The sequence below is a fragment of the Brucella sp. LJL56 genome, from assembly GCF_054871705.1.
Map to the genome: position 1 here is coordinate 438,165 of NZ_JBTXLQ010000001.1, position 25,938 is coordinate 464,102.

A 25,938-nucleotide genomic window follows, 5' to 3' on the forward strand; every position below is an offset into this window, starting at 1 on the left:
CCCAGATGCCAAAAACACAAGCTGGCCCGAGGCGCTGCTATTCTTCCCAGAGTGCAGCCTGAATGGACTGCCAGCTATCCTTGCTCGGTGCCACCAGAAGCCCACCGCCCGTGTGAGAGGGCAAATATGCGCTTCCGTCCCACCGTGCGAGATAACCGCCAGCTTCTTGGTGGATCAACGCTCCTGGAAGATGGTCCCAAGGCATAAGCTTGTTGTAGACGGCAAAATGCGCCCCACCGGTCGCGATGATGCGATACTCGTGCGCTGCGCAGCGATAGCCGATCTGCGACAGAAACTTCGTATGATTGCGTGCCAGACGCGACCGTACCGGTTCAGTCGTGTACTGCCACGATATAGCGCCAGTCATCTGGTCAATTGAGGCCGGTTCGGCAACGCTGACCTTGCTTACATCCCCATTAGCGTGACGGATGTAGCTTCCGCCACCTTTTGAAGCCATGATCCAGTCATTTCCGACAGGATCATGAATGATACCGGCAACCGTTTCGCCTTTCGACACAACCGCAAGCATCACGCCGAAGAGCGGAACACCGGATGCAAAGTTGAAAGTGCCATCGACCGGGTCGATCGTGAAAGCAAGCTCCGCATCATCGAGACCAGCAAGCAGGGCCGGATTGTCCGAGCAGGCCTCCTCGCCGACGATCACTGCATCGGCGAAGCGCTCTTTGAGCTTGACTGTGATCAACCGTTCTGCATTCACATCCGCCTCTGTTACCAGATCGGCGGGTGAAGTCTTCTGTCGGATATCGCCAGCATCCAACCGACGAAACCGGGGCATGATTTCCTGGCGAGCCGCATCTGCAAGCAAATCCGCCAACCAGTCCATCTGTCCGTCATCAAACCGCATGATCACCCTCTCCCACATTATTCGCCATCAGCCCTGCAAAGTCGAACAGCGTGCGATCCAGCAGATGGCTTGGACGCACATTCGTCATCGCGCGGATCATCGTGTCCTTGCGGCCCGGCATACGCTTCTCGATATCGGTCAGCATGGCCTTCATCGCATTGCGCTGAAGCCCTTCCTGACTGCCGCACAGATCGCACGGAATGATCGGAAACTGCATTGCGGTCGCAAACTTTTCGAGATCATCCTCTGCCGCATAAGCCAGCGGCCGGAATAACATCAGATCTCCTTCGTCGTTCAAAAGCTTTGGCGGCATCGCAGCCAGGCGCCCGCCATGGAACAGGTTCATGAAGAAGGTTTCGAGAATATCTTCCCGATGATGGCCAAGAACGATGGCCGAACAGCCCTCTTCACGAGCGATGCGATAGAGGTTCCCCCGACGCAGACGCGAACACAGCGAGCAATAGGTGCTGCTTGCAGGCAGCTTGTCGGTCACGATCGAATAAGTGTCCTGATATTCGATACGGTGTTCGATTTCATACCGTTTCAGGAAATCCGGCAAAATGTGCTTCGGAAAATTCGGCTGGCCCTGATCCAGATTGACGGCAAGCAGCTCGACCGGCAGCAGGCCGCGCCATTTGAGGTCGAGCAGCAAAGCGAGAAGGCCATAGGAATCCTTTCCGCCTGAAAGGCATATCATCCAACGCTCGCCGGGCTTCACCATCGCGAAATCGTCGATAGCTTGCCGCGTGAGACGCAAAAGTCGCTTGCGCAGCTTGTTGAACTCGACCGTGGTCGGCACATCGCGGAACAGCGGGTGGCAGCCGTCGCTGCCAGCGTCTTCTGCGATATCTGGATCGAAAGCGTTCATGATGCTTCCCGAAAAACAATTGAAGATGTTGAAGGCTTAATAGCGAAAACTAGCGGCAGGGAAAACCGCGAAACAACATTTGTTTGCGAAAGACGCAAAACCGCTTCGCACTTTTGCTGGAAAAGAAAAAGCCGCGCTGCATGTACAGCGCGGCTTTTCGATTTCGGCATATATCCAGCGCGCCAGATGGCGCCTGAAATTAACGCGAATAGAATTCGACGACCAGGTTCGGTTCCATCTGGACGGCGTAAGGCACATCCGTCAGGGTCGGAACGCGGGAATAGGTTGCAACCAGCTTGTTGTGGTCAACTTCGAGGTAGTCAGGAACATCGCGTTCTGCGAGCTGAATAGCTTCGAGAACGATAACCAACTGCTTCGACTTTTCGCGGACTTCAACGATGTCACCAGCCTTCAGGCGGTAGGACTGGACGTTGACGCGACGACCGTTCACATTCACGTGGCCGTGGTTGATGAACTGGCGGGCAGCAAAGATCGTCGGAACGAACTTGGCGCGATATACGATCGCGTCGAGACGCGATTCCAGAAGACCGATCAGGTTTTCACCGGTGTCGCCCTTGCGGCGAGCGGCTTCTTCGTAGGTCTTGCGGAACTGCTTTTCGGAGATGTCGCCGTAGAAACCCTTGAGCTTCTGCTTTGCGCGGAGCTGTACACCGAAGTCCGACAGCTTGCCCTTGCGGCGCTGGCCGTGCTGGCCTGGGCCATATTCACGACGGTTGACCGGGGACTTCGGACGACCCCAGATGTTTTCGCCAAGACGGCGATCAATTTTGTACTTAGCGGATTCGCGCTTGCTCATCGCATTTCCTTCAAAAGGTTAAAGCGCCCGGAGGCGCTGGAGGAAACGCGCCCTCCTCTGCCCTCGGTTTCGAGGACTGACAGGATGAAGCGCGCGAGCGCAATCTTCATCCACGGGACACGTCAAATGAACCGCCGGCACGAAAACGCGCCAGCGATGGGCGGCTTTTAGTCGTGCTGCTATTATCTTGTCAAGCTCAACGAGCCGAGAAAGCCTGAAAAACCGGCCTGCAGGGTGTCTTTCCTACCATTTGCTACGTCCTGCCATCAAGCGTGAAGGAACGCACCTGGCTGTTTCATCATTAGACATGAGAATCCGCTACTCATGAGGCGTCAATGGCTTTGTCTTTTTTCCTGCCCGGCAAGGGTGCATTCACCACTCTGATTGCGCTAGGCCTTGTTGCGGTGCCCCGTTTTTCGGGCATCAGTTCCGATGAGGCGCAGGCGCAAACTTTTATCGAACGCATCCTGAAGCAGGACGCCCAAAAGGCAAAGCAGCATCGCAAACGCCCGGCGGTAAAACGCACCCAGAGCAAATCAGCGCCGAAACAGCGAACGGCAAAGCAGGCGGAAAGCGCCCCGGCAAAGGCGGAAACAAAACCCGTGCCCGGCCTCACCATACCTGTTCCGACGCCAGCCCCTCGCCGGGAGGAAACAGCAAGCAAAACGTCCGAACCGGACACCCCGCCCGTTCCAACGGAAAAGCCGGAGGAAGAACCCAGGCTGCCACCGCAACCGGCGCCCGCTCCATCCCCGGATACTCAAGCCGCACCTGGTCCAACTGAGCCGCCAAAACCGGCTGAGAACCCGAAACAGACGGACGAGAAACCACAAGAACCGAAACCTGATCGTGCCCAGCAGCCGCAGCCGGAAAAGGATGAACGTGTCTATCAGGTGTCCTGCCCGGCACTGATTTCCGGCGAAGTTGACGGCAAACTGCTCCCCCCGATCAAGGACGGTGAGCAATGTGGAGCCCACTCTCCTTTGTCTCTAACTGCCGTCGGCAAGGGTGAACCTTTGAAATTCGCCAATGCCATCACCACAAATTGCGCGATGGCCGTCACGCTGGCGCAATGGAGCATTGAGGTAACCAAGGCCGCCAAAGACGTGTACGGGCCGGATTCAAAAATCTCGGAAATCGGCACCGGATCGGACTATCAGTGCAGGAAGGTAAACGGCGCTACGTCGGGGCGGGTTTCCGAACACGCCTTTGCAAACGCGCTCGATATCATGTCGTTCAAGTTCTCCGACGGTCGCAAGACAGAGTTGGAAAGCGGCTGGAACGGTTCCGATAAGGACAAGGCTTTCTGGCGTGCTGTGCATAGCGCAAGCTGCAAGCTTTTCATGACTGTCATCGGCCCCGACGGTGATGCCGCCCATCGTACCAACATGCATCTCGATCAAGGATGCCATGGCAAATCTTGCCTTGCACGTATCTGCCAGTAAGATATCGTCGTAAGCGTCGGAAATTCATAAAAAAATCAGAATTGCGTCCGTAATCTCTCTTCTATTATCGGTTCAATCCTGCCGCTCGCTTGTGAACGACGGGTTTCCAAAAGGACATAGGGCATGAAATCGACCAAATTCATAATTTCCGCAATTTTCGCACTTGGCTTTTCCGCCGTTGCCCATGCCGATGCTGTCCCGAAAAGATCGAAGGATTTTACGGGAAACTATCAAACGTTGGTGAAGGATCAGCAAGCGGCTCCACAAGTCGCGGACTGCATCGCCAGCGCTTATGATTATGTCAAGAAAAGCAAGAAGTACGATCGTCTCGGCTTCACCAAGGATGACATCTCTTCGGCAGAAACCAATGATAAATCTTCGAAATTCAGCACCAGCGACCCACGCAAGGTTTCTGCTGTAATTTCGGTTCCCGGCGAAGCGCGCAACAAGAATGCATCCACGAAATGGGACAGCATCACGCTTCGTTGTGGCATTACGAATGGCAAGCTGAAAGCGATCGAGCTGGCGTCGAACAAAGCCGGCAAGTAACCATCTGACAGTAGCGGCGAGCGTCTGATAACGCTCGCCATTTTATCTTGAGCGCCAATCTGATGGATGCTTAAACCCTCTTGGTTCAAGCAGAATCGAGCCGATCCTCATTTCCCTCCGGTCGATTGTGGTTAGGGTCAGGACTTATTGATTTGGTGAAAATGGTGTGAGGCCACCCGTTTGGATACGAGGAGAAAAGGCGAAGGAAATGTGGTTCATTTTCGAGCTTTTCGACGAAGTCGCCGAGCGGATGGACCACATCCTCTCGACACCGAAATGACTCGCGTTCCGCTGCGTCGAACCGCTCAGCCGGGGAAACCACCCCGTTCTTCGCGTCTCTCCTAAAAGCTCCTGTCATTTCAGGTGCCATTTCCATCAAATTAATCGGTCCTGACCCTAGTGCTTCGTCTTGTCGTCTACGTGTTCGGGCAAGCCTTTGCGCTTGGTTTCGGCAAACTCTTCCAGTTCCTTTTCGGTCATCGATTCATACATTTCTTTCGACGCACCGAAGAGTTCGCTTTTCTTGATTTCACCGCGTTTGGCGGCAAGTGCGGCACCGGCTGCCTTCTGTTGGGCCTGGGATTTTGCGGGCATTGGACTTCTCCTGTTTGCAAGACAAACGCAAACGGAGTGAGACCGGTTCCTTTTTATTCAACGCTTCCGTCAAAGCGCGAGCGTGCATCGCGAAGTAAAGCCCTATTTTTGACGGCCCATTGGCCAAGAACGTCAATGGGAACGGCCAGAGAATGTCCAAGTTCGGTCAGCGAATATTCCACCTCGGGCGGAGATGTCGGGCGAACATGACGAGACACAAGGCCATCCCGCTCCAGCGACCGCAACGTAACCGTCAACATGCGCTGTGATATCCCCTCAATGGCACGTCGCAATGCATTGAAACGCATCGAACCTTCCTGAAGATTGAAAATGACGAGAATGCTCCATGTGTCGCCTATCCGGTCCAGCACTTCGCGGATCGGGCAGGAACCGTCACCATCGGTTTTGAAAGCAGGTGTTGACGAGAGCAAAGGCGTCTTGCCGTCTGGGCGTGTCGGTATCGTCATCTTATTTCTCCGGAAAACCCGGTGGCAGACCGGTGTTCTTCCTCATCATCGAATCTGGCGCATTTCCAGCAGAAGCGTGAAGCGGTTTGGGGCGAATAGTGCCTGAAAACAAACCTTTATATCGGTTTTATGATTCCAGTTTTAACACGCATCATTCTCGGCACTTGCCTTTGAGGCGGTTACTTCCATGTATCCTGACCATGTAAAAGTGCGTTCTTCACAAGCCTGTCGGCATGGCCTATGTGGTTATCAGAAATAACCTGATTATGAAACATACCTTAATTCGTTCGATACGAGAAGATCGGAAAGGAGAATGCCATGGCCAAGATCGCACTGATCGGCGCAACGGGTTTCGTAGGCGCTGCAATCCTCAAGGAAGCTGCGGCACGCGGCGACCAGGTTACCGCACTTGTTCGCCACCCGGAGAAAGTCGAAAAACTGCCCAATGTGACAGCGGTAAAGGCTGACGTTTTTGATACCGACGCGCTCGCAAAGCAGCTTGCGGGGCATGACGTCGTGATTTCAGCTTACAATCCGGGCTGGAGCGACAAGAACATCCGCGAAAACCACATCAACGGCAGCCGCTCCATCACGGATGCGACCAGGAAGGCAGGCATCAAGCGCCTTATAGCAGTCGGCGGTGCAGGCAGCCTTTCCGTCAATGGCAACCAGTTGGTCGACTCGCCTGAATTCCCTGCCGAATGGAAGGAAGGCGCACTCGGCGCCCGTCAGGCGCTCGAAGACCTGCGTGGTGAGAACGAACTGGAATGGTCGTTCGTATCACCGGCGATCATTCTTCAGCCGGGCGAACGCACCGGCAAATACCGGCTTGGCGGCGACGAACCGGTTTTCGACGACAAGGGTGAAAGCAAGATTTCAGTTGCCGATCTGGCGGTCGCAATTCTGGACGAAGCTGAAAAAGGCCAGCATATTCGCAAGCGCTTCACAGCAGCCTATTGATGCCAATCACAAAAACGCCATATTTTTGACAGGCGTTCGCCGAAAAATCGGTGGTGAAATTCGCACATCACCACCGATTTTTCGTGCAAAACGAATGCAAAACAGGACAGCCCCTGTTTTGCCCAAGTTACCCTAAACCAGCTCCACGTCCACGACGCCCTGAATGGCTTTCATGGCACTGGCGATCTGTGGACTGACGCGATAGCGATGTGGTAGCTCGATCTCCACTTCCCGCTGGCCGTTATCCTTGATGACGATCAGGCTCACCTGCCCGTCGCCGCGCGTGTTGAAATGCGGCACGATATGACGGACCGCGTCAGCCGAGCGCAGATAAAGTCGCAGCGCCTTCTGCATGCGGCAGGCTTCGTCTTCCAATGACTGCACCGTCTGGATACGCAAGCCTATTCCTTCGGGACGGTCCTCCGCCTGAACCGTAATAACGACCGACTTGCCGCTTTCCAGAAGATCGCGATATTGCGCAAGCCCTTCGGAAAACAGGACCGCTTCGAACTGGCCGCTGGCGTCGGACAGTTGCACTATACCCATCTTGTTGCCGGTGCGTGTTTTACGCTCCTGCCGTGCCGTCACGGTTCCCGCCAGACGACCGGCATTGGCGCCGCGTTTCACGGCTGCGGAAAAATCCGCCCAGCTTTGAACACGCATACGGTTGAGCACATCACGATACTCATCGAGCGGATGTGCAGAAAGATAAAAACCAACCGCCTGAAACTCACGGTGCAGCATTTCCGATGGCAACCACGGAGCTGCCTGCGGCAGGATAAGCGTTTCCTTCGGCGCACCCGACAGGCCAAAAATATCGGACTGGCCACTGGCGGCATTTTCCTGCGTACGCTGGGCAAAGCCCATGATGCGGTCCATGCCCGCACTCATCGCCGGGCGCTCACGACCGAAACAATCCATTGCACCGGCATTGATGAGACTTTCCAGCACGCGCCGGTTGATTATGCGCGGGTCGACGCGCTCGCAGAAATCTTCAAGGCTTTCAAAAGGCTTCTCGGCACGCACATCGACAATATGATCGACGGCCGCCTCGCCCACCCCTTTGATGGCGGCAAGCGAGTAGAAGATCTGCTTCTCGCCGACTTCAAACGGGCGGAAGGAAGTCATTACCGAAGGCGGAACCACTTCAATGCCCAGGCGATTGGCCTCTCGTCGGAAATCGTTGAGCTTGTCGGTATTCGACATATCGTAGGTCATCGACGCGGCGAGGAACTCGACCGGATAATGCGCCTTCATATAAGCTGTCTGGTAGGAGACGATAGCATAGGCCGCGGCGTGCGACTTGTTGAAGCCGTAGTCAGCAAACTTGGCCAGCAGGTCGAAGATCATGTTGGCCTGTGCCTTGTCGACGCCGCCTTCAATCGCGCCATCCACAAAACGGACGCGCTGCTTGTCCATTTCCTCGCGGATTTTCTTACCCATGGCGCGGCGCAGAAGGTCAGCTTCGCCGAGCGAATAGCCGGAAAGCACCTGCGCGATCTGCATCACCTGTTCCTGATAGACGATAACGCCCTGCGTTTCCTTGATCAGGTGATCGATCTTCGGATGAATGGAGGCGATCTCCTCCTCACCATTCTTGCGCGCATTATAGGTCGGGATGTTCTCCATCGGACCAGGACGATAAAGCGCTACGAGCGCAATAATATCTTCGATCCGGTCCGGGCGCATGCCGAGCAGCGCCTTGCGCATACCCGCACTTTCAACCTGGAACACGCCGACCGTTTCACCGCGCGACAGCATCTCATAGGTCAGCGCATCATCGAGCGGTATATGAGACAGATCAATGGCGATGCCCTTGCGCGCCACCAGTTCGACCGCCGTTTCGAGAACGGTCAATGTCTTGAGACCGAGAAAGTCGAATTTGACCAGCCCCGCCTGCTCGACCCATTTCATGTTGAACTGGGTAACGGGCATGTCGGAACGCGGATCGCGATACATGGGCACGAGTTCGGACAGCGGTCGGTCACCGATCACAATACCGGCGGCGTGGGTCGATGCGTGGCGGTAAAGCCCTTCGAGCTTGAGCGCCATATCGAGAAGGCGGCCAACAACCGGCTCCTTCTCGCGCTCCTCATTGATCTTCGGTTCGGTCTCGATAGCCTGCGCCAGCGACACCGGATTAGCCGGGTTCTGCGGCACCAGCTTGCACAGACGGTCAACCTGTCCGTAAGGCATTTCCAGAACACGTCCGACGTCGCGCAGCACGGCGCGAGCTTGCAGGGTTCCGAAAGTGATGATCTGTGCGACCTGATCGCGCCCGTACTTTCCCTGCACATAGCGGATCACCTCTTCACGGCGGTCCTGACAGAAATCGATATCGAAGTCGGGCATCGAAACGCGGTCCGGATTGAGGAAGCGTTCGAAAAGCAAGGAAAAGCGCAATGGATCGACGTCAGTAATCGTAAGCGCATAGGCGACAAGCGAACCGGCACCCGAACCACGGCCGGGCCCTACCGGAATGCCTTGGGCTTTCGCCCATTTGATAAAGTCGGCAACGATCAGGAAGTAACCGGGGAACTTCATGCGGGTAATGATGCCGATCTCATATTCGAGACGATCGGTATATTGTTCCGTCGTATAACCTTCTGCGAGACCTGCGGTCTCCAGACGCATCTTCAGGCCTTCACGCGCCTGCCGGGCAAGCTCATCAGCCTCCTCCTGAACGGCCGCCTCTGCATCATCGGACTCGCCCGTGAACCGCGGCAGGATCGGCTGGCGGGTCTGCGTGTACCAGCTACAACGTTCCGCAATCTCGACCGTGTTGTCGAGCGCTTCCGGCAGATCGGCAAAGAGTGCCGCCATTTCCGCACGGCTTTTCAGATGATGGTCCGGTGTCAGACGGCGGCGGTCATCGTTTGAGAGAATCTGGCCTTCCGCAATGGCAAGAAGCGCATCGTGAGCCTCGAAATCTTCCGCCTTGAGAAAGAAAGCCTCATTGGTGGCCACCAGAGGCAGATCCATTTCATAGGCAAGGGCAACCGTCTTTGCTTCCAGCGCACGGTCGTAACCTACCTGACGCTGCAATTCGACATAAAGCCGGTCACCAAAGACCTCCCGCAGGAAGGCAAGCCGCGCCTCTGCCCTGTCGGGGCGGTCGGCAGCAAAAGCGCGGCCGATTGGTCCCAGTGCGCCACCGGAAAGAATAATGACGTCTTTCGACAATGGTGGTAGCCAGCTTGCTTCGACATGCACCGGATCGCCTGCGGGCGTCTCCATAAAGGCGCGACTGACGAGCCGCACTATATTCGCATAGCCTTCTTCCGTTGCCGCAAGCAGCACGATTGGAGCAAGGTCCAACGCAATCCTGCGATTGACGCTGCGTCCATTGTCATTGTGATCGCCGAACGCAATATCGACCTGACAGCCGATAATGGGCTGCAGCCCGTCTTTCGACGCCTTCTGTGCAAACTCAAGCGCGCCAAACAGATTATTGGTATCTGTGACTGCGATAGCCGGCGCCTCGTCGGCAATCGCCTGTTTGATGATCTTGCCGAGCGGCAATGCGCCCTCCAGCAAGGAATAAGCCGAGTGTACCCGCAGATGCACAAAACGTGGCGTCAAGGCACCGTCTTTTGCTGCATTGCCTGCTGCTGCATCACTCATTCCATCGACCCCGATCATCTGCTGAGCCGCCCGGATGGACATACATCCGGCGCTCTAAATCTTCGCATCGTGCTTTCCGAAAATCGATTTCGATTTGCGAGCCGAAGCGTTAGCCGCCTGATAGCACATTACTTCAGTGACGGACCATATTTATGGCCCATCGCGGCTGGCGACTCTGTCGCCTGATAGCATCAGTTTCGGGGAATGATATGGCGATGTCCAGTAAGACTATCGCCACCGTGTCGCAGGTTCACAAGAACCCATTAATTCCTTCAGATCACACTCACCCAGATGGCGAAAGTTGCGATGAACAGGCTTACCGAAATGAAAGACAGAACGTCGTGGACGAGATCGGTCATGTTGGAAACTCCTCTGTGTTCACGTATGTTTATTTTTTGTTCCATTTTTGTTCCGAAGTCAACACCCGTTCTGGAGCGGCATTCATTTTAGGGTTTACGAATAGTGAATATACAACCACAGACGGAAGCCTGCGGAGGCGAGAAACCGAAGGGGAAAGTATCGCGACGATGCTTCACCGAGGGACGCCGCCTGCGGCGGCTCCTCAGGATGAGGTGCTGCTGCAATGAAAACAGGTGTTAAAGATCGACGACCTTGCCGTCCTGCAACGTCACGCGCCGGTCCATGCGGCGGGCAAGTTCATGGTTGTGGGTGGCGATCAGGGCTGCGAGCCCCGACTGACGCACGAGGGCTTCCAGAGCGCCGAAGACGTAGGATGATGTCGTCGGGTCGAGGTTGCCGGTCGGCTCATCTGCCAGAAGAACGAGTGGCGCATTGGCAACGGCACGCGCAATGGCGACGCGCTGTTGTTCACCACCCGAAAGCTCAGAAGGACGATGCGAGGCCCGCTTGCCGATCTTCATATATTCAAGGAGTTGTTGTGCCCGCTCCGCTGCGGCCTTCTTCGAAAGCCCGCGGATCATTTGCGGCATCATCACATTCTCCAGTGCGGAAAACTCCGGCAGGAGATGATGGAACTGATAGACAAAGCCAACATCGTTGCGGCGCACGGCTGTGCGCTCGTCGTCGGACAATTTGCTGCAGGAGCGCCCGTCGAGGAAAACCTCGCCGTCATCGGGACGTTCCAGAAGGCCCGCCGTGTGCAGTAATGTCGATTTGCCCGCGCCGGATGGCGCAACAAGTGCAACCATTTCGCCGCGACGAAGCGTGAAATCGGCATCCTTCAGAATGACCAGTTCGCGGTCGGCTTCCTTATAGGCGCGGCCGACACACTCCAGCCGCATGATGACTTCAGCCGCCATTTATTCGTACCTCAATGCTTCGACCGGATCGAGCTTGGCAGCGCGCCAGGCCGGGAAAATGGTGGCAATGAATGAAAGCACCAGAGCCATGACGATAACGGATATCGTCTCGCCGGGGTCCATCTTGGCTGGAAGCTGGCTCAGGAAGTAAAGTTCCGGGTTGAAGAGCGTGGTTCCCGAGAGCCACGAGAAGAACTCCCGCAGACGCTCGACATTGAGGCAGACGACAACGCCCAGAACAACACCGGCCACAGTGCCGGTGACACCGATGGCGGCACCCGTCATCAGGAATATGCGCATCACGGCGCCACGGGTGGCCCCCATGGTTCGCAGGATCGCAATATCGTGCCCCTTGTCCTTCACCAGCATAATAAGGCCGGAAATGATGTTCAGCGCCGCAACGAGCACGATCAGCGTCAAGATCATGAACATGACATTGCGCTCGACTTCCAGAGCGGAGAAGAATGTCTGGTTACGCTGGCGCCAATCGACAAGCGAGAGCTGGCGTCCCGCGGCCTCTTCCACCGGCGCGCGCATCGCATCCACCTTGTCTGGATTATCGACAAAGATTTCCAGCGATTGCACCTTGCCTTCCTGATTGAAGAAAAGCTGTGCTTCGGAAAGCGGCATCATGACAATCGACGAGTCATATTCCGACATGCCGATCTCGAAGATCGCCACAACAGGATAGGCTTTCACACGCGGATTGACGCCAAACGGAGTCACATCGCCATCCGGCGAAATCACCCGCAGCGTATCACCGATGGAAAGGCCGAGATTTTCCGCCATGCGGGTGCCGATGGCGACACCGCCGCCTTGGTCGAAACCTTTCAGCGTGCCCTGACGAATATTACCGGAAACAAGCTTGAGCTTGTCGAGGTCTTCTTCACGCAGGCCGCGCACCAATGCACCGGTTCCAGCACCGATATTGCCCTGGACAAGCGCTTGTCCTTCCACAACGGGAATGGCGAATTTGATGCCGGAAATACCGTCGATCCGCTTGATAAGGTCGGCATAATCATCCAGCGGGCGATCGATCGGCTGCATGATAAGATGGCCGTTGATACCGAGAATTCGGGTCAGAAGCTCGGCACGAAAGCCGTTCATCACCGCCATGACGATAATGAGGGTCGCCACGCCCAGCATGATGCCGGTGAACGAAAACCCGGCAATGACCGAGATGAAAGTCTCGCGGCGGCGCGCACGCAGATATCGCCATGCGATCATCCGTTCGAAAGCCGAGAATGGACCAGACTTCGGAGCCTTCTGCGCTACCTTTGCCTGATCTCCGGATTTTGCTGCCGCCGCGTTGCTCATGCTTCTGCCGTCAACAGGTTGATTGCGGCTTCAACGCTCAGAGTCTGGCGTTCACCGGTCTTGCGGTCCTTGATTTCGACTTCACCGGCAGCGACGCCACGCGGGCCGACGATCACCTGCGTCGGCAAGCCGATCAGGTCCATCGTGGCAAACTTTGCACCCGGACGATCATCCGTGTCGTCGAGCAGCGGGTCGATGCCTGCATTGGTCAGCGCTTCATAAATCTTCTCGCTGACGCTGTCGCAACCTTCGTCGCCCGGCTTCATGTTGACAATACCGGCGCCGAACGGCGCGATAGCCTTCGGCCAGATGATGCCCGCATCGTCGTGGAAGGCTTCGATGGCTGCCGCGACCAGGCGCGACGGGCCGATGCCATAGGAACCCATGGAAACCAGATGTTCCTTGCCGTCCGGCCCCTGCACCTTCGCACCCATCGGTTCGGAATATTTGGTGCCGAAATGGAAGATGTGGCCCACTTCGATGCCGCGTGCCGAAACCTGATCATCAGCCTTGACCTTGGCCCAGTCGGCCTCATCGTGCATTTCGTCGGTCGCCGCATAGGGCGTCGTCCAGCGCGTAACGATGTCGGTGAGCTGCGCATCGTCGCGGAAATCGGTGTCCGCACCCGGCACGGCCAGATCGAGATAGGCCTTGTCGCAGAAAACCTGGCTTTCGCCGGTTTCCGCCAGAATGATGAATTCGTGGCTGAGATCGCCGCCAATCGGCCCAGTATCGGCGCGCATCGGGATCGCCTGCAGGCCAACACGCGCGAAAGTGCGCAGATAGGACACGAACATGCGGTAATAAGCCATTTTCGCGCCCTCATAGTCGAGGTCGAACGAATAGGCGTCCTTCATCAGAAATTCGCGTGAGCGCATCACGCCGAAACGCGGGCGCACTTCATCGCGGAACTTCCACTGGATATGGTAGAGGTTGAGCGGCAGGTCCTTGTAGGAGCGCACATAGGAGCGGAAAATGTCGGTGACCATTTCCTCGTTGGTCGGGCCGAAGAGCATATCGCGCTCCTGGCGATCCTGAATGCGCAGCATTTCCTTGCCGTAAGCGTCGTAGCGGCCGCTTTCGCGCCACAGGTCGGCGGACTGGATGGTCGGCATCAGAATTTCATTGGCGCCCGCGCGGTTCTGCTCTTCGCGAATGATAGCGCAGACCTTGTTGAGAACCTTCAGACCGATCGGCAGCCAGGAATAGATGCCGGCCGACTGTTGACGGATCATGCCCGAACGCAGCATCAGCCTGTGGGAGACGATTTCCGCCTCCTTGGGGTTTTCCTTCAGAATAGGCAAAAAATACCGCGACAGACGCATCGTAACCACCAATCAAGAGGGACTGCCTGAGTGCTTCAAGAATCAGGCAAAAATTAAGCATATTCGTCGGTTTCTTACCGGGTTATACACCGGTTGGAAACCCGCCTGAAAAAGCTTTCGCGATAGCGGATTTCCCCATCCACAGCCGTCATCGTCAGCCGAATGAACCAATGATGCGAAATACGGCCTCCAGATTCACATTCAATTTCAATATATTACAGATATATCACCTTCATTGAGGAAATTTTGCGAAAGAAATATGACGTCACAGAAGATTTTTCGTGACAAAAGCTGTGCAGTTCGCTATTTTTTTCAGCATAAGAGCAACAACGGAATAAAACCGTTGGTTTCACGCGGTCAAAGTCTTGGGAGGATGGATCCAGGCGCGATTTTCGCAGCCGCCAGTTAAATGGAAACGGGTCGAACGCGTATTTGATTAGCAAGGCGAAAGCCTTGCTTTTTTTTTGCACTTATAGCGCACTCATACTTTCCGCGATTTCACTGTTTTATAGCTCGCAATAACACATTGATTTTGTAGGATTTATCCAGATGCCTTTCAGGCACTCAAGTATTAAATTTCACTTAAGTATAAATCGATTTATTTGGAGAACATTACATGCGGCTGGCATCAATGTCACAAATGACGCCGGGTTGTGCCCCGTCGGAAATTCAATACGTTACGCCCGCATACTCAATGTAAGGTACAACTTTTGGTAGATTCGTCCACTTTTCTTTGTACAAAAGAAAGGCTGCCTATTTTTTAGGCAGCCTCAAAACTCATATTGAACTGGACCTGAAATTTCAGGTCAGATCCGGGAAGAAATGCGGAATATCGTCGAGGCCGAAACCGCTGATCTGCGTCATATAATAATAGAGCAGGAAGATGAGCGTTGCGACGATGGTTGTCCGCAGAAATGCCCGACCGATGCGCGGCTTGGCCGGAGCGCTGGCCACCGTGCCCAAAGTCACTTCGTTTTCTTCAGCCTGCGTGCGCAAGCCGACAGGCAATAGAGCAAACAGCGTCGTCCACCAGATGATGAAATAGATCGCGATTCCTGAAACCAGCGACATGGTTACACCTCTTCCAGTTCGATCAGCGTGCCGTTGAAATCCTTGGGATGCAGGAACAGAACCCGTTTGCCATGGGCGCCGATTTTCGGCTCACCGTCGCCAAGGATGCGCACGCCTTCCGCCTTGAGGCGGTCGCGAGCGGCGATTATGTCCGCGACCTCATAGCACAGGTGATGCATCCCGCCGGAAGGGTTCTTTTCCAGAAAGGCCGCAATGGGTGACCCCTCGCCCAACGGTTCCAGCAATTCGATCTTGGTGTTGCCGACGTCAATGAAAACCACGGTCACGCCATGTTCGGGCAACGCCTGCGGCTCGGTGACTTTTGCACCGAGCTTGCCGCGATAAAGCGCTGCTGCGGCATCAATATCCGGAACGGCAATCGCCACATGGTTCAAGCGTTCGAGCATCAGCACCTCCCTTGCTGTTATCCGCTGCGGCTCAGCGTATCCTATTCACGAATACGGTCACTACCGGCTTTTTGCCCCATGCTTCATTTGCCGCAGCGCGAACGGCACGGCGGACGGATTCCCGAACAAGCTCAATATCCTTGCGGCGAACGCGCGGAATGCTGTCGATGGCCTCGACGGCTGCATCCAGCAGAATGTCTTCCATCAGGTCACCGAGAGCATTTTCTTCCGGCACACCGAAAGTCACCAGATCGGGCTCATCGATGATCTTGTGTTCACGGTCCAGCAATACCGAAACGGCGACATGACCGACATAGGCGAGCTTGCGACGCTCGACCATGCCGATTTCTTCCTCGTCGCCGATCAGCTTGCCGTCCTTGTAGATCCGGCCAACCGGTGCTTCGTCGATAATCTCGGCCTTGCCGGGCGCCAGACGCAGCATATCGCCGTCACGCACCTGCGCGATCTGCTCGATGCCTTCCATCGCACCAAGCGAACCTTGCGCGACCAGATGGGCGGCTTCGCCATGCACGGGCACCAGAATTTGCGGACGAACCCAGGAATACATGCGGCGCAATTCATTGCGCCGTGGATGACCCGACACGTGAACCAGTGCGTCGTCATCGCCGATGATCTTGATACCGCGATCGATCAGCCGGTTCTTGATATCGAGGATGGCCTTTTCATTGCCGGGAATGGCGCGCGATGAATAGATGACCGTATCGCCAGCCGACAAGGCAAGGCTGCGCATTTCGTCACGCGCCAGCTTCGCGAGCGCTGCACGCGGCTCGCCCTGACTGCCGGTCAGGATCATCACCACGTTTTCGCGCGGAACATAGCCGTAATCCTCTTCGCTGAGATATTCCGGCAAGCCTTCCATATAGCCAAGCTCGGTAGCAACCGAGATAGCGCGTTTCATCGAACGCCCGACCACCAGAACCTGTCGGCCTGCATCACGTGCTGCTTCCGTAATCGACCGGATACGACCGACATTGGAAGAGAAAGTGGTGATGGCCACGCGGCCACGCGCATTTTCAATCAGTTCGCGCAAGCTTTCACCCACCTGGCGCTCCGAAGGAGATTCACCCTCGCGCAACGCATTGGTGGAGTCGCAGATCAGCGCCAGAACGCCCGCATCGCCGATTGCACGGAAACGCGCCTCGTCGATAACCGGTCCGAGCGACGGTTCCGGATCCATCTTCCAGTCGCCCGTGTGCACGACCGTGCCGAGTGGCGTCGTGATAGCCAGAGAAACCGGCTCGGGAATTGAGTGGGTTACCGCAACAGCCTCGATCTTGAAGGGCCCAACCTCGAATTTCTCGCCTGCCTTGTAGATCGTGATCGGAATTTCAGGCGCGCCATGTTCTGACTGTCGCTTCGCTTCGAGCAGACCGGCAGTGAATGGCGTCGCATAGACCGGAACCTTCAGGCGCGGCCATAAATCGAGCAATGCGCCGAAATGGTCTTCATGCGCATGCGTGATAACGATGCCGCGCAGATTATGTTTTTCGGCCTCGAGATAGCGTATATCCGGCAGGATGAGATCAGCACCCGGCTGTTCAGGCCCGGCAAAACTCACGCCCATATCCACGACCAGCCATTCACGGTTATCCGCCGGACCGAAGCCGTACATGGCCAAATTCATGCCGATTTCGCCCACGCCGCCGAGCGGCAGAAAGACGAATTCCGTAGTATTGGATCGGGCCATGAAATTTCCTCTTTGATTAGAGCGCAGTTCCATCTGATTGAATCAGATCGCGCTCCAAATATTTATTCCAACGCGCATCTTTTCCGAAAACCGTTTCACACTTTTCGGGATGCGCTCCAATTCTGCACTATTGTGGCATCAACTGGACCTAAAGCTGTCCTGTTGCAACCCCGGTAAGACGCGATAAAGCAATTATTTGCGTATTGTAGCAGCAGTTCCGAAATAGACATCGCCAGCCGTTATCGCAACCCGCGAACCTTCATCTTCGCGAATAACAAAACGACACGCCTCATCGATTGTCTCAAAACGACCTTCGATGATGCGACCTTCAACCTGCATGGTTACATTCTGGCCTAGGCCATGCGCACGCTGCAGCCAGCGCTTGCGAATATCATCGAGGCCGCGCCCCTCGTTCCAGACACGATAATTGACCGACCATGCGTCCGACAGGGCTGCGAACAAGGTCTCGGCATCGCATTTGCTGCCAAGAGCCTGCAATGAGGTTGCCGCATAAGGCAGGTCATCCGGAAAGGCGACGACATTGGTCCCGATGCCGATAGCAACAGCGAACAAATTCTTCGCTAGTATGGAGGATTCAAGCAGGATGCCGGTGAGTTTGGCGCCATTGACCAGAACGTCATTCGGCCATTTAAGGCCAATTGTCGGCGGAACGGCAGGCCCGGTTGCCGCGAATACAGCATCAAGCGCATCGGCAAGCGACAGACCCGCCACAAAACCAAGCGTCGCCGCCGTCTTCATTTCATAGGATTCAACGAGCAGCAGCGTGGAGGCAAGGTTGCCCTCAGGCGTAGACCAGGCACGGCCCCGTCTTCCGCGACCGCTTTCCTGCTTCTTCGTAACAAGCCAGAGCTTGCCCGGATCACCGCTGGCTGCCCTTTCCAGAGCCACCGCATTGGTGGAACCTACCGTCTCGAAAGTTTCGAGACGGTAGCCCTCATTTGCCGCAACAGGCGAAAGCGCAAAACTCATTTATGCTTCCGCCTTTTGCATTAATCAGAAAAACGTCTTGGCTGCGGCTTCGGCAAATCCGCCGATCGGACCAGCAAGGAAGACGTAGAAGAGTACGAAGGCACCCGTTACGCCGAGAACGAGACGAAGCTCGCCTGCGACCGGAACGAAACCACCCGTCGGCTCATCGAACCACATGATCTTGATCATGCGCAGGTAGTAGAACGCGCCTACGACCGAAGCCACGATACCGATGATGGCAAGCGGATACAGGCCCGCTTCAACGGCAGCAAGGAAGGTGTACCACTTGCCGAAGAAGCCAGCGAGCGGCGGGATACCGGCAAGCGAGAACAGGAAGATGGTCATGATCGTTGCCAGCACCGGATTGGTGCGGGACAGACCAGCCAGATCCTCAATGCTCTCCACATTGCCGTCCTTGGTGCGCATTGCCAGAATGAACGCAAAGGTGCCGAGCGTCATGGCAAGGTAGATTGCCATGTAGATCATCACGCCCTTCACGCCGATCACCGTTCCGGCAGCCAGACCGACGAGCGCATAGCCCATATGGCTGATCGAGGAATAAGCCATCAGGCGCTTGATGTTGCGCTGGCCGATGGCCGCAAATGCCCCGAGCACCATCGAAGCAAGCGCGATGAAGATCACGACCTGCTGCCAGTCATGGGTGACCGGAGCAAAGGCTTCCGAAACGACACGGATGATGAGCGCCATGGCGGCCATCTTCGGGGCGGCGGCAAAGAATGCCGTTACCGGGGTCGGCGCGCCTTCATAGACGTCCGGCGTCCACATGTGGAACGGAACGGCAGAAATCTTGAACGCCAGACCGGCCAGAATGAAGACGAGGCCGAACACCAGACCGAGTTCACGCTGACCGCCGGAGACGGCCTGAGCGATTTCGGTAAAGCCGATATGGCCGGTGTAACCATAGACGAGCGAAATGCCGTAAAGCAGCATGCCCGAGGAAAGCGAACCGAGGACGAAGTATTTCAGGCCAGCTTCCGTCGAACGGACGCTATCGCGGTTGAACGCTGCCAGAACGTAAAGCGCCAGCGACTGCAGTTCGAGACCGAGATAGAGCGACAGCATGTTGGATGCTGAAACCATCAGCAGCATGCCGAGCGTGGAAATCACGATCAGGACCGGGAACTCGAACTTGTCGAACTTCTCCGCCTTGGCAAAGCCGACCGACATGATCAACGTCACGATGGAGCCGATCAATGTCAGCACCTTCATGAAGCGGCTAAAGCTGTCATTGACGATGGCACCGCCGAAAGCAGCACCGTTCGTCGGGAAAAGGACCACCAGTGCCAGCGCCGCAATAAGCACTGCGACGGATAACCCGTTGACGAGCGTGGTCGCCCGTTCGCCGGAGAACACGCCAATCATGAGCAGTGCCAAGGCGCCCACAGCAAGGAGAACCTCCGGTGCTGCAAGGGTCAGATGAGCTATGAGATCAGTCTGCATGACCTACGCCTTTATTTCTTACTGTGCCAGCACGGCGCTCGCGGTGCCCGCGAGTGCTGCGTCGTAATGTTGGACCAGGGCGTTCACGGCACCGGCGGTCACATTGAAAACCGGGGTCGGATACACACCGAAGAAGATGGTGAGCGCCACAAGCGGGTAGAGAATGATCTTCTCACGCGGGCTCAAGTCGAGGAGCGCCTTCAGGCTTTCCTTGGTCAATGCGCCGAAGACTACCTGACGGTAGAGCCAGAGCGCATAAGCCGCCGAGAGGATGACGCCCGTGGTTGCGAACAGTGCCACCCAGGTATTGACCCGGAACACACCGAACAGCGTCAGGAATTCACCGATGAAGCCCGAAGTACCCGGCAGGCCGACATTCGCCATCGTGAAGATGAGGAACGCGACCGCATATTTCGGCATGTTGTTCACCAGACCGCCGAATGCCGCGATTTCACGGGTATGCATGCGGTCATAGATCACGCCGACGCAGAGGAAGAGCGCGCCCGACACGATACCGTGCGAGAGCATCTGGAAGATAGCGCCCTGCAGACCCTGCTCATTGGCTGCGAAAATACCCATGGTCACATAGGCCATGTGGGCAACCGACGAATAGGCGATCAGCTTCTTCATGTCTTCCTGCACCATCGCGACGAGCGAGGTGTAGATGATTGCGATGATCGACAGCGCGAAGATGAAGGGTGCGAAATCAGCAGAAGCCAGCGGGAACATCGGCAGCGAGAAACGGATGAAACCGTAACCGCCGAGTTTCAGAAGGATACCGGCCAGAATGACCGAGCCTGCCGTCGGTGCTTCAACGTGCGCATCCGGCAACCATGTGTGAACCGGCCACATCGGCATCTTCACCGCGAAGGACGCGAAGAAAGCGAGCCATAGCCATGTCTGCATACTTGCCGGGAAGTCGTACTTCAGCAGCTCGACGATATTCATCGTGCCAGCCTGCCAGTACATGGCCATGATGGCTATGAGCATCAGAACCGAGCCCAGAAGCGTGTAGAGGAAGAACTTCAAGCTTGCATAGACGCGACGCTTGCCGCCCCACACGCCGATGATGATGAACATCGGGATAAGGCTTGCTTCGAAGAACACGTAGAACAGGAACAGGTCGAGCGCGCAGAACACGCCGATCATCAGCGTTTCCAGAATGAGGAACGCGATCATGTATTCCTTGACGCGCTTTTCCACCGATACCCAGCTTGCCAGAATGCAGAAGGGCATGAGGAAAGCGGAAAGCACCACGAACAGGACGGAGATCCCGTCCACACCCATATGATAGGTGATACCGCCGCCCATCCAGCCGACCTGCTCGACCATCTGGAAACCAGGGTTCGAATTATCGAACCCGGCCCAGACGACGAGCGACAGGATGAAGACGAACACCGTCGTCAGCAAAGCGACGTTGCGGATGTTGCGACGCGAAGCCTCGCTGTCGTCCTTGATCAGAAGGATCAGTAACGCGCCGACGAGCGGCAGAAACGTGACCGTTGAGAGAATTGGCCAGTCGGTCATCAGAAAGAGCTCCCGAGCATCATCCAAGTGACGAGCGCGGCGACGCCGATCAGCATCGCGAATGCGTAGTGATAAAGGTATCCGGACTGCATCTTGACGACGCGGTTGGTGACATCGAGCACGCGAGCCGAGATGCCATCCGGGCCGAAGCCGTCAATAAGCCAGCCGTCGCCACCCTTCCAGAACAGGCGGCCAAGCCAACGAGCCGGGCGTACGAAGAGGAAATCGTACAGTTCGTCGAAGTACCACTTGTTGAGGAGGAACTGGTAGAGGCCACGATGACGGGCAGCCAGCGCCTTCGGCGTTTCCGGCGAGCGGATGTAGAAGATCCAGGCGACGATGAAGCCGAGAACCATCGAGATGAACGGCGACAGCTTAACCCACAGAGGAACATGGTGGTATTCCTCGAGGATCTGGTTGGCAGCCGAAGTGAACAGCGCGCCCTTCCAGAACTCGGCATATTCGTGGCCGAAGAAGAGTTCCTTGAACACGACACCGGCGAAAAGTGCACCGACGCCGAGGATCAGCAGCGGAACGAACATCACAGCCGGCGATTCATGGACGTGATGCATGACTTCCGCCGAAGCGCGCGGCTTGCCGTAGAAGGTCATGAAAATCAGGCGCCATGAATAGAAGCTCGTGAAGAGTGCGGCAATGATGAGAAGCGTCGAAGCGTAGCCGCTGGCAGCACTGTGCGAAGCGAAGACGGATTCGATGATCGCATCCTTGGAGAAGAAACCGGCGGTGCCGATGATCGTGCCCGGAATGCCCAGACCCGTAATAGCGACCGTACCGATGACCATCATCCAGTAGGTGATGGGGATCAGCTTGCGCAGGCCACCCATGCGGCGCATGTCCTGCTCTTCCGAAACGGCATGGATAACCGAACCGGCGCAAAGGAACAGAAGCGCCTTGAAGAAAGCGTGCGTGAACAGGTGGAACACGGCAGCGCCATAGGCACCCACACCAAGCGCTGCGAACATATAGCCGAGCTGCGAACAGGTCGAATAGGCGATCACGCGCTTGATGTCGTTCTGCACCAGGGCGACCGTTGCCGCGAAGAAGGCAGTGGTGGCGCCGATGATCGTGACGACCAGAAGAGCGGTCTGCGACAGTTCAAAGATCGGCGACATGCGGGCGACCATGAACACGCCCGCGGTAACCATGGTAGCGGCGTGAATGAGAGCCGAAACCGGGGTCGGGCCTTCCATGGCGTCCGGAAGCCAGGTGTGCAGCAGGAACTGCGCCGACTTGCCCATCGCGCCCATGAAGAGCAGTAGGCAGGTGATCGTGATCGCGCTCTGCTTGTCGAGCTGATAACCGAGGAAGTTCAAAACGACCTGGTTGGCATCGGCAGCGCCTTCAGCCGGAAGATAATTGGCTGCGGCAGCGAAGATCGTGTTGTAGTCGACAGACTGGAACAGCGCGAACACACCGAAGATGCCGAGCAGGAAGCCGAAGTCACCAACGCGGTTGACAACGAACGCCTTCATGGCGGCGGCATTGGCCGAAGGCTTCTGGAACCAGAAACCGATCAGGAGGTACGAAGCCAGACCCACGCCTTCCCAGCCGAAGAACATCTGGAGCAGATTATCCGACGTGACCAGCATGAGCATGGCGAAGGTGAAGAGCGACAGATAGGCGAAGAAGCGCGGACGATGCGGATCATGGTGCATATATCCAATGGAATAGATATGCACGAGAGCCGACACCGAGTTCACCACCACCAGCATGACGCCGGTGAGCGTATCGATGCGCAACGACCAGTCGAAAGAAAGCGTGCCCGACGTCACCCAGTGAAGAACGGGGATGCGGACGGTTTCCGCGTCGTGGCCAAGCGGAATCTGGAAGAACACGACCCAGGACAGGATCGCGACGACGACCATGAAACCGGAAGTGATGTATTCGCTCGCCTTGGCTCCGATCTGATTGCCGAAAAGACCGGCAATCAGGAAGCCGAGAAGCGGAAGGAAGACGATCGCGTAATAGAGCATTTGCCCGTCAACCTTTCATAACATTGACGTCTTCCACCGCGATGGAGCCGCGATTACGGAAGAAAACAACGAGAATTGCCAGACCGATGGCCGCTTCAGCGGCCGCAACAGTCAGAACGAAAAGGGCGAAGACCTGCCCGACCATGTCGCCGAGCTGGCTGGAGAACGCCACGAAATTGAGATTGACCGACAGAAGGATCAATTCGATCGACATCAGGATAACGATGACATTCTTGCGGTTCAAAAAGATGCCGAAGACGCCAAGCGTAAACAGGATGGCCGAAACGGTGAGATAGTGGGCGATACCGATTTCCATATGCTTATCCTCAGATGCCTTTGCCCGTATCGACTTGTCTGATCTCGATCGCCGTTTCCGGCGTGCGAGCAACCTGGGTCGGAATGGACTGGCGCTTGACATTCGGCTTGTGCCGCAGCGTCAGAACGATGGCGCCGATCATCGCGACCAGAAGGACGAGACCAGCAACCTGGAAGTAGAAGACGAAGTCGGTGTAGAGAATGTCGCCCAGAGCAGCGGTATTGCTCCGCTCGGCGATATTCGGGATCGGCACAGCACCCTGCCCCAGCTTCGGCGCAAACATGTTGCTTGCGAACACGAAGATCAGTTCGCCGAGCAAGATGAGGCCAACCAAAGCGCCGACCGGCGCATATTGCAGCGCACCGCGTTTCAGTTCCGAGAAATCCACATCCAGCATCATGACGACGAAGAGGAAGAGCACCGCCACTGCGCCGACGTAAACGACGAGCAGGATCATGGCGAGGAACTCGGCCCCCGTCAGCAGGAACAGAGCTGCCGCATTGAAGAATGTGAGGATCAGAAACAGCACCGAATGCACGGGGTTGCGTGCCGCAATCACCATGAACGCGCTGGCGATCATGATGAAAGCGAACAGATAGAAAAACGCTGCCGCAATACCTGTCAGCATGGGGATCCCCCAACACCTTTCCGTGAGCAAAGCCTTATTGCCTCGCTCGCTTTAGTCTTTGTTTGCCGCGAATAATCGCGAAACTTAAATTCCAGCAACAAGATGGGCCGCCCCTTCCTGTTGCCGCTTTTCAAACCGGATGCCGAAACGAGGTTTCAGCAAAACCAATCAGCGATATGGCGCATCCATCGCGATATTACGCGCGATTTCGCGTTCCCAACGGTCGCCATTAGCAAGGAGCTTGTCCTTGTCGTAGTAGAGTTCTTCGCGGGTTTCGGTCGCGAACTCGAAATTCGGACCTTCCACGATGGCATCCACCGGGCATGCTTCCTGGCAGAAACCGCAATAGATGCACTTCACCATATCGATGTCGTAACGCACCGTGCGGCGGGTGCCGTCATTGCGGCGCGGACCGGCCTCGATGGTGATGGCCTGCGCCGGGCAGATCGCTTCGCAAAGCTTGCAGGCGATGCAGCGTTCTTCACCATTCGGGTAACGACGCAGCGCATGCTCTCCACGGAAACGTGGAGAAACCGGACCTTTTTCATGCGGGTAGTTCAACGTCGCCTTGGGCGCGAAGAACTGGCGCATGGAAAGAAAGAACGCGCCGACGAATTCCTTGAGCAGGAGCGATTTGGCTGCTTGAGCAAATGTTGCCATTGTTATTACTCCTTACGCCAGACCGAAGACTTTGAGGAAGGTCGCGGTTGCGACAACCATGAAGAGCGAGATCGGCAGGAACACTTTCCAGCCAAGGCGCATCAGTTGGTCGTAGCGGTAACGCGGAACGAAAGCCTTCACCATTGCGAAGAGGAAGAAGCAGAAGCAGAGCTTCAGCATGAACCAGATGATGCCCGGAACCCAGTTGAGGAACCACACGTCCACCGGAGGCAGCCAGCCGCCGAGGAACAGAACGGTCATCAGGGCGCACATCAGCGTGATCGCCACATATTCGCCAAGGAAGAAGAGAAGGAACGGCGTGGACGAATATTCGATCATGTGACCGGCCACGAGTTCGGATTCAGCTTCCACAAGGTCGAATGGCGGGCGATTTGTTTCAGCAAGTGCCGAAATGAAAAAGATCACGAACATCGGGAACAGAGCCAGCCAGTTCCAGTCAAGGAACGAGCCCGGAAGGCCCAGCATGGTGCCGAGACCGGTGTTCTGCGAAAGCACGATGTCGGTGAGGTTGAGCGAGCCAACCGTCAGCAGAACCGTGACGATCACGAAACCGATGGAGACTTCGTAGGAAACCATCTGCGCAGCGGAGCGAAGCGCGCCGAGGAACGGATACTTCGAGTTCGATGCCCAACCGCCCATGATCACGCCGTATACTTCAAGCGAAGAAATGGCGAAGATATAGAGAATGCCGACATTGATGTTGGCGATGGCCCAGCCTTCGCTGACCGGAATAACCGCCCAGGTTGCCATTGCGAGAACGGCGGAGACGAAAGGCGCAAGGAGGAAGACACCCTTGTTTGCGCCAGACGGGATGATTGGTTCCTTGAAGACGAACTTCAACAAGTCGGCAAAGGCCTGGAACAGACCCCAGGGACCGACAACGTTCGGGCCGCGACGAAGCTGTACCGCTGCCCAGATCTTGCGATCTGCGTAAAGCAGGTAAGCGACGACGATCAGCAATACGACGAGCAGAACGACCGACTTCAGCGCTATGATCAGCGCGGGTAAGACGTAAGCTGCAAAAATACCTTCCATTGTTCCGTC

Annotated in this window: 24 protein-coding genes; 4 read left to right on the top strand and 20 right to left on the bottom strand. The window is 56.1% G+C overall.

Annotation, left to right across the window (positions count from 1 at the left end):
- Window positions 1-37: 37 nt before the first annotated feature.
- The 3 genes from ACYSN1_RS02155 to rpsD all read right to left on the bottom strand — a co-directional run bounded on the left by ACYSN1_RS02155 (window position 38) and on the right by rpsD (window position 2,550).
- Entirely contained in the window at window positions 38-865 is an 828-nt protein-coding gene (locus ACYSN1_RS02155) for an inositol monophosphatase family protein (protein WP_461724216.1), read from the bottom strand.
- Complete coding sequence (gene ttcA / locus ACYSN1_RS02160) at window positions 855-1,733, bottom strand: tRNA 2-thiocytidine(32) synthetase TtcA (RefSeq protein ID WP_461724217.1); 879 nt, start codon at window positions 1,731-1,733, stop codon at window positions 855-857. The genes ACYSN1_RS02155 and ttcA overlap by 11 nt, the downstream gene beginning before the upstream one ends.
- A gap of 199 nt (window positions 1,734-1,932) precedes the next feature.
- Entirely contained in the window at window positions 1,933-2,550 is a 618-nt protein-coding gene (rpsD, locus tag ACYSN1_RS02165) for a 30S ribosomal protein S4 (protein WP_105541652.1), read from the bottom strand.
- A gap of 335 nt (window positions 2,551-2,885) precedes the next feature.
- Here rpsD and ACYSN1_RS02170 point away from each other — a divergent pair, with 335 nt between their 5' ends.
- The gene (locus ACYSN1_RS02170) at window positions 2,886-3,995 is read left to right on the top strand and encodes an extensin family protein (protein WP_461724218.1); all 1,110 of its coding nucleotides are present in this window, start codon (window positions 2,886-2,888) and stop codon (window positions 3,993-3,995) included.
- Between the two features lie 123 nt (window positions 3,996-4,118).
- Window positions 4,119-4,544, top strand: coding sequence for a type IV secretion system effector BspC (gene bspC, locus ACYSN1_RS02175; protein ID WP_461724219.1), 426 nt, complete (start codon window positions 4,119-4,121; stop codon window positions 4,542-4,544).
- Window positions 4,545-4,940: 396 nt separating this feature from the next.
- Here bspC and ACYSN1_RS02180 read toward each other — a convergent pair whose 3' ends face one another.
- On the bottom strand, window positions 4,941-5,138 hold the full coding sequence (locus ACYSN1_RS02180) for a DUF3008 family protein (RefSeq protein ID WP_461724220.1): 198 nt from the start codon (window positions 5,136-5,138) through the stop codon (window positions 4,941-4,943).
- Between the two features lie 53 nt (window positions 5,139-5,191).
- A complete protein-coding gene (locus tag ACYSN1_RS02185) occupies window positions 5,192-5,605 on the bottom strand; it encodes a winged helix-turn-helix transcriptional regulator (protein WP_461724221.1) in 414 nt (137 codons plus the stop codon).
- Window positions 5,606-5,923: 318 nt separating this feature from the next.
- Here ACYSN1_RS02185 and ACYSN1_RS02190 point away from each other — a divergent pair, with 318 nt between their 5' ends.
- On the top strand, window positions 5,924-6,565 hold the full coding sequence (locus ACYSN1_RS02190) for an NAD(P)-dependent oxidoreductase (RefSeq protein ID WP_461724222.1): 642 nt from the start codon (window positions 5,924-5,926) through the stop codon (window positions 6,563-6,565).
- Window positions 6,566-6,697: 132 nt separating this feature from the next.
- On the opposite strand, the gene dnaE is transcribed toward ACYSN1_RS02190, so the two are convergent.
- Window positions 6,698-10,189, bottom strand: coding sequence for a DNA polymerase III subunit alpha (gene dnaE, locus ACYSN1_RS02195; RefSeq protein WP_461724223.1), 3,492 nt, complete (start codon window positions 10,187-10,189; stop codon window positions 6,698-6,700).
- Window positions 10,190-10,398: 209 nt separating this feature from the next.
- On the opposite strand from dnaE, the gene ACYSN1_RS02200 reads away from it, so the two are divergent.
- Window positions 10,399-10,776 (top strand): hypothetical protein, encoded by a 378-nt coding sequence (locus ACYSN1_RS02200; RefSeq protein ID WP_461724224.1) that lies wholly within the window; start codon window positions 10,399-10,401, stop codon window positions 10,774-10,776.
- Window positions 10,777-10,785: 9 nt separating this feature from the next.
- Here the strand turns inward: ACYSN1_RS02200 and ACYSN1_RS02205 are convergent, their stop codons facing one another.
- The 14 genes from ACYSN1_RS02205 to nuoH form a co-directional block, all read right to left on the bottom strand.
- Entirely contained in the window at window positions 10,786-11,469 is a 684-nt protein-coding gene (locus ACYSN1_RS02205; protein WP_461724225.1) for an ABC transporter ATP-binding protein, read from the bottom strand.
- Window positions 11,470-12,786, bottom strand: a complete 1,317-nt coding sequence (locus tag ACYSN1_RS02210) for a lipoprotein-releasing ABC transporter permease subunit (RefSeq protein ID WP_461724226.1) — start codon at window positions 12,784-12,786, stop codon at window positions 11,470-11,472.
- Window positions 12,783-14,111, bottom strand: coding sequence for a proline--tRNA ligase (gene proS / locus ACYSN1_RS02215; protein WP_461724227.1), 1,329 nt, complete (start codon window positions 14,109-14,111; stop codon window positions 12,783-12,785). The genes ACYSN1_RS02210 and proS overlap by 4 nt, the downstream gene beginning before the upstream one ends.
- Window positions 14,112-14,912: 801 nt before the next feature.
- Complete coding sequence (locus tag ACYSN1_RS02220; RefSeq protein ID WP_061345442.1) at window positions 14,913-15,182, bottom strand: DUF1467 family protein; 270 nt, start codon at window positions 15,180-15,182, stop codon at window positions 14,913-14,915.
- Between the two features lie 2 nt (window positions 15,183-15,184).
- Window positions 15,185-15,589, bottom strand: coding sequence for a methylmalonyl-CoA epimerase (mce, locus tag ACYSN1_RS02225; protein WP_461724228.1), 405 nt, complete (start codon window positions 15,587-15,589; stop codon window positions 15,185-15,187).
- 31 nt (window positions 15,590-15,620) lie between these two features.
- Window positions 15,621-17,297: a ribonuclease J gene (locus tag ACYSN1_RS02230; protein WP_461724229.1), complete on the bottom strand. Its 1,677-nt coding sequence runs from the start codon at window positions 17,295-17,297 to the stop codon at window positions 15,621-15,623.
- Window positions 17,298-17,489: 192 nt separating this feature from the next.
- Window positions 17,490-18,287, bottom strand: coding sequence for a biotin--[acetyl-CoA-carboxylase] ligase (locus ACYSN1_RS02235; RefSeq protein ID WP_461724230.1), 798 nt, complete (start codon window positions 18,285-18,287; stop codon window positions 17,490-17,492).
- A 24-nt stretch (window positions 18,288-18,311) separates the two neighbouring features.
- The gene (gene nuoN, locus ACYSN1_RS02240; RefSeq protein ID WP_010661183.1) at window positions 18,312-19,748 is read right to left on the bottom strand and encodes an NADH-quinone oxidoreductase subunit NuoN; all 1,437 of its coding nucleotides are present in this window, start codon (window positions 19,746-19,748) and stop codon (window positions 18,312-18,314) included.
- Window positions 19,749-19,766: 18 nt separating this feature from the next.
- Window positions 19,767-21,275: an NADH-quinone oxidoreductase subunit M gene (locus ACYSN1_RS02245; protein WP_461724231.1), complete on the bottom strand. Its 1,509-nt coding sequence runs from the start codon at window positions 21,273-21,275 to the stop codon at window positions 19,767-19,769.
- Complete coding sequence (gene nuoL, locus ACYSN1_RS02250) at window positions 21,275-23,269, bottom strand: NADH-quinone oxidoreductase subunit L (RefSeq protein ID WP_461724232.1); 1,995 nt, start codon at window positions 23,267-23,269, stop codon at window positions 21,275-21,277. Before nuoL ends, ACYSN1_RS02245 begins: the two co-directional genes overlap by 1 nt.
- Before the next feature lie 7 nt (window positions 23,270-23,276).
- Window positions 23,277-23,585: an NADH-quinone oxidoreductase subunit NuoK gene (gene nuoK / locus ACYSN1_RS02255; RefSeq protein WP_006466598.1), complete on the bottom strand. Its 309-nt coding sequence runs from the start codon at window positions 23,583-23,585 to the stop codon at window positions 23,277-23,279.
- A 10-nt stretch (window positions 23,586-23,595) separates the two neighbouring features.
- On the bottom strand, window positions 23,596-24,213 hold the full coding sequence (locus ACYSN1_RS02260; RefSeq protein ID WP_461724233.1) for an NADH-quinone oxidoreductase subunit J: 618 nt from the start codon (window positions 24,211-24,213) through the stop codon (window positions 23,596-23,598).
- A 168-nt stretch (window positions 24,214-24,381) separates the two neighbouring features.
- Window positions 24,382-24,873 carry an NADH-quinone oxidoreductase subunit NuoI gene (nuoI, locus tag ACYSN1_RS02265; RefSeq protein ID WP_140019677.1) on the bottom strand — a complete coding sequence of 164 codons (492 nt, stop codon included), beginning with the start codon at window positions 24,871-24,873 and terminating at the stop codon, window positions 24,382-24,384.
- A 12-nt stretch (window positions 24,874-24,885) separates the two neighbouring features.
- Window positions 24,886-25,929, bottom strand: coding sequence for an NADH-quinone oxidoreductase subunit NuoH (nuoH, locus tag ACYSN1_RS02270; RefSeq protein WP_109987617.1), 1,044 nt, complete (start codon window positions 25,927-25,929; stop codon window positions 24,886-24,888).
- Window positions 25,930-25,938 lie beyond the last annotated feature (9 nt).

Bases quoted from the DNA above. Each gene is read 5' to 3' on its own strand.
- ACYSN1_RS02200 (WP_461724224.1), top strand. From the start codon at position 10,399: ATGGCGATGTCCAGTAAGACTATCGCCACCGTGTCGCAGGTTCACAAG.
- ACYSN1_RS02220 (WP_061345442.1), bottom strand. From the start codon at position 15,182: ATGTCGCTGGTTTCAGGAATCGCGATCTATTTCATCATCTGGTGGACG.
- ACYSN1_RS02190 (WP_461724222.1), top strand. From the start codon at position 5,924: ATGGCCAAGATCGCACTGATCGGCGCAACGGGTTTCGTAGGCGCTGCA.
- nuoL (WP_461724232.1), bottom strand. From the start codon at position 23,269: ATGCTCTATTACGCGATCGTCTTCCTTCCGCTTCTCGGCTTCCTGATT.
- rpsD (WP_105541652.1), bottom strand. From the start codon at position 2,550: ATGAGCAAGCGCGAATCCGCTAAGTACAAAATTGATCGCCGTCTTGGC.
- ACYSN1_RS02260 (WP_461724233.1), bottom strand. From the start codon at position 24,213: ATGCTGACAGGTATTGCGGCAGCGTTTTTCTATCTGTTCGCTTTCATC.
- ACYSN1_RS02155 (WP_461724216.1), bottom strand. From the start codon at position 865: ATGCGGTTTGATGACGGACAGATGGACTGGTTGGCGGATTTGCTTGCA.
- dnaE (WP_461724223.1), bottom strand. From the start codon at position 10,189: ATGAGTGATGCAGCAGCAGGCAATGCAGCAAAAGACGGTGCCTTGACG.
- bspC (WP_461724219.1), top strand. From the start codon at position 4,119: ATGAAATCGACCAAATTCATAATTTCCGCAATTTTCGCACTTGGCTTT.
- ACYSN1_RS02230 (WP_461724229.1), bottom strand. From the start codon at position 17,297: ATGGCCCGATCCAATACTACGGAATTCGTCTTTCTGCCGCTCGGCGGC.
- ACYSN1_RS02245 (WP_461724231.1), bottom strand. From the start codon at position 21,275: ATGACCGACTGGCCAATTCTCTCAACGGTCACGTTTCTGCCGCTCGTC.
- ttcA (WP_461724217.1), bottom strand. From the start codon at position 1,733: ATGAACGCTTTCGATCCAGATATCGCAGAAGACGCTGGCAGCGACGGC.
- nuoN (WP_010661183.1), bottom strand. From the start codon at position 19,748: ATGCAGACTGATCTCATAGCTCATCTGACCCTTGCAGCACCGGAGGTT.
- ACYSN1_RS02180 (WP_461724220.1), bottom strand. From the start codon at position 5,138: ATGCCCGCAAAATCCCAGGCCCAACAGAAGGCAGCCGGTGCCGCACTT.
- ACYSN1_RS02205 (WP_461724225.1), bottom strand. From the start codon at position 11,469: ATGGCGGCTGAAGTCATCATGCGGCTGGAGTGTGTCGGCCGCGCCTAT.
- nuoI (WP_140019677.1), bottom strand. From the start codon at position 24,873: ATGGCAACATTTGCTCAAGCAGCCAAATCGCTCCTGCTCAAGGAATTC.
- ACYSN1_RS02210 (WP_461724226.1), bottom strand. From the start codon at position 12,786: ATGAGCAACGCGGCGGCAGCAAAATCCGGAGATCAGGCAAAGGTAGCG.
- nuoH (WP_109987617.1), bottom strand. From the start codon at position 25,929: ATGGAAGGTATTTTTGCAGCTTACGTCTTACCCGCGCTGATCATAGCG.
- ACYSN1_RS02185 (WP_461724221.1), bottom strand. From the start codon at position 5,605: ATGACGATACCGACACGCCCAGACGGCAAGACGCCTTTGCTCTCGTCA.
- ACYSN1_RS02170 (WP_461724218.1), top strand. From the start codon at position 2,886: ATGGCTTTGTCTTTTTTCCTGCCCGGCAAGGGTGCATTCACCACTCTG.
- mce (WP_461724228.1), bottom strand. From the start codon at position 15,589: ATGCTCGAACGCTTGAACCATGTGGCGATTGCCGTTCCGGATATTGAT.
- ACYSN1_RS02235 (WP_461724230.1), bottom strand. From the start codon at position 18,287: ATGAGTTTTGCGCTTTCGCCTGTTGCGGCAAATGAGGGCTACCGTCTC.
- nuoK (WP_006466598.1), bottom strand. From the start codon at position 23,585: ATGGAAATCGGTATCGCCCACTATCTCACCGTTTCGGCCATCCTGTTT.
- proS (WP_461724227.1), bottom strand. From the start codon at position 14,111: ATGCGTCTGTCGCGGTATTTTTTGCCTATTCTGAAGGAAAACCCCAAG.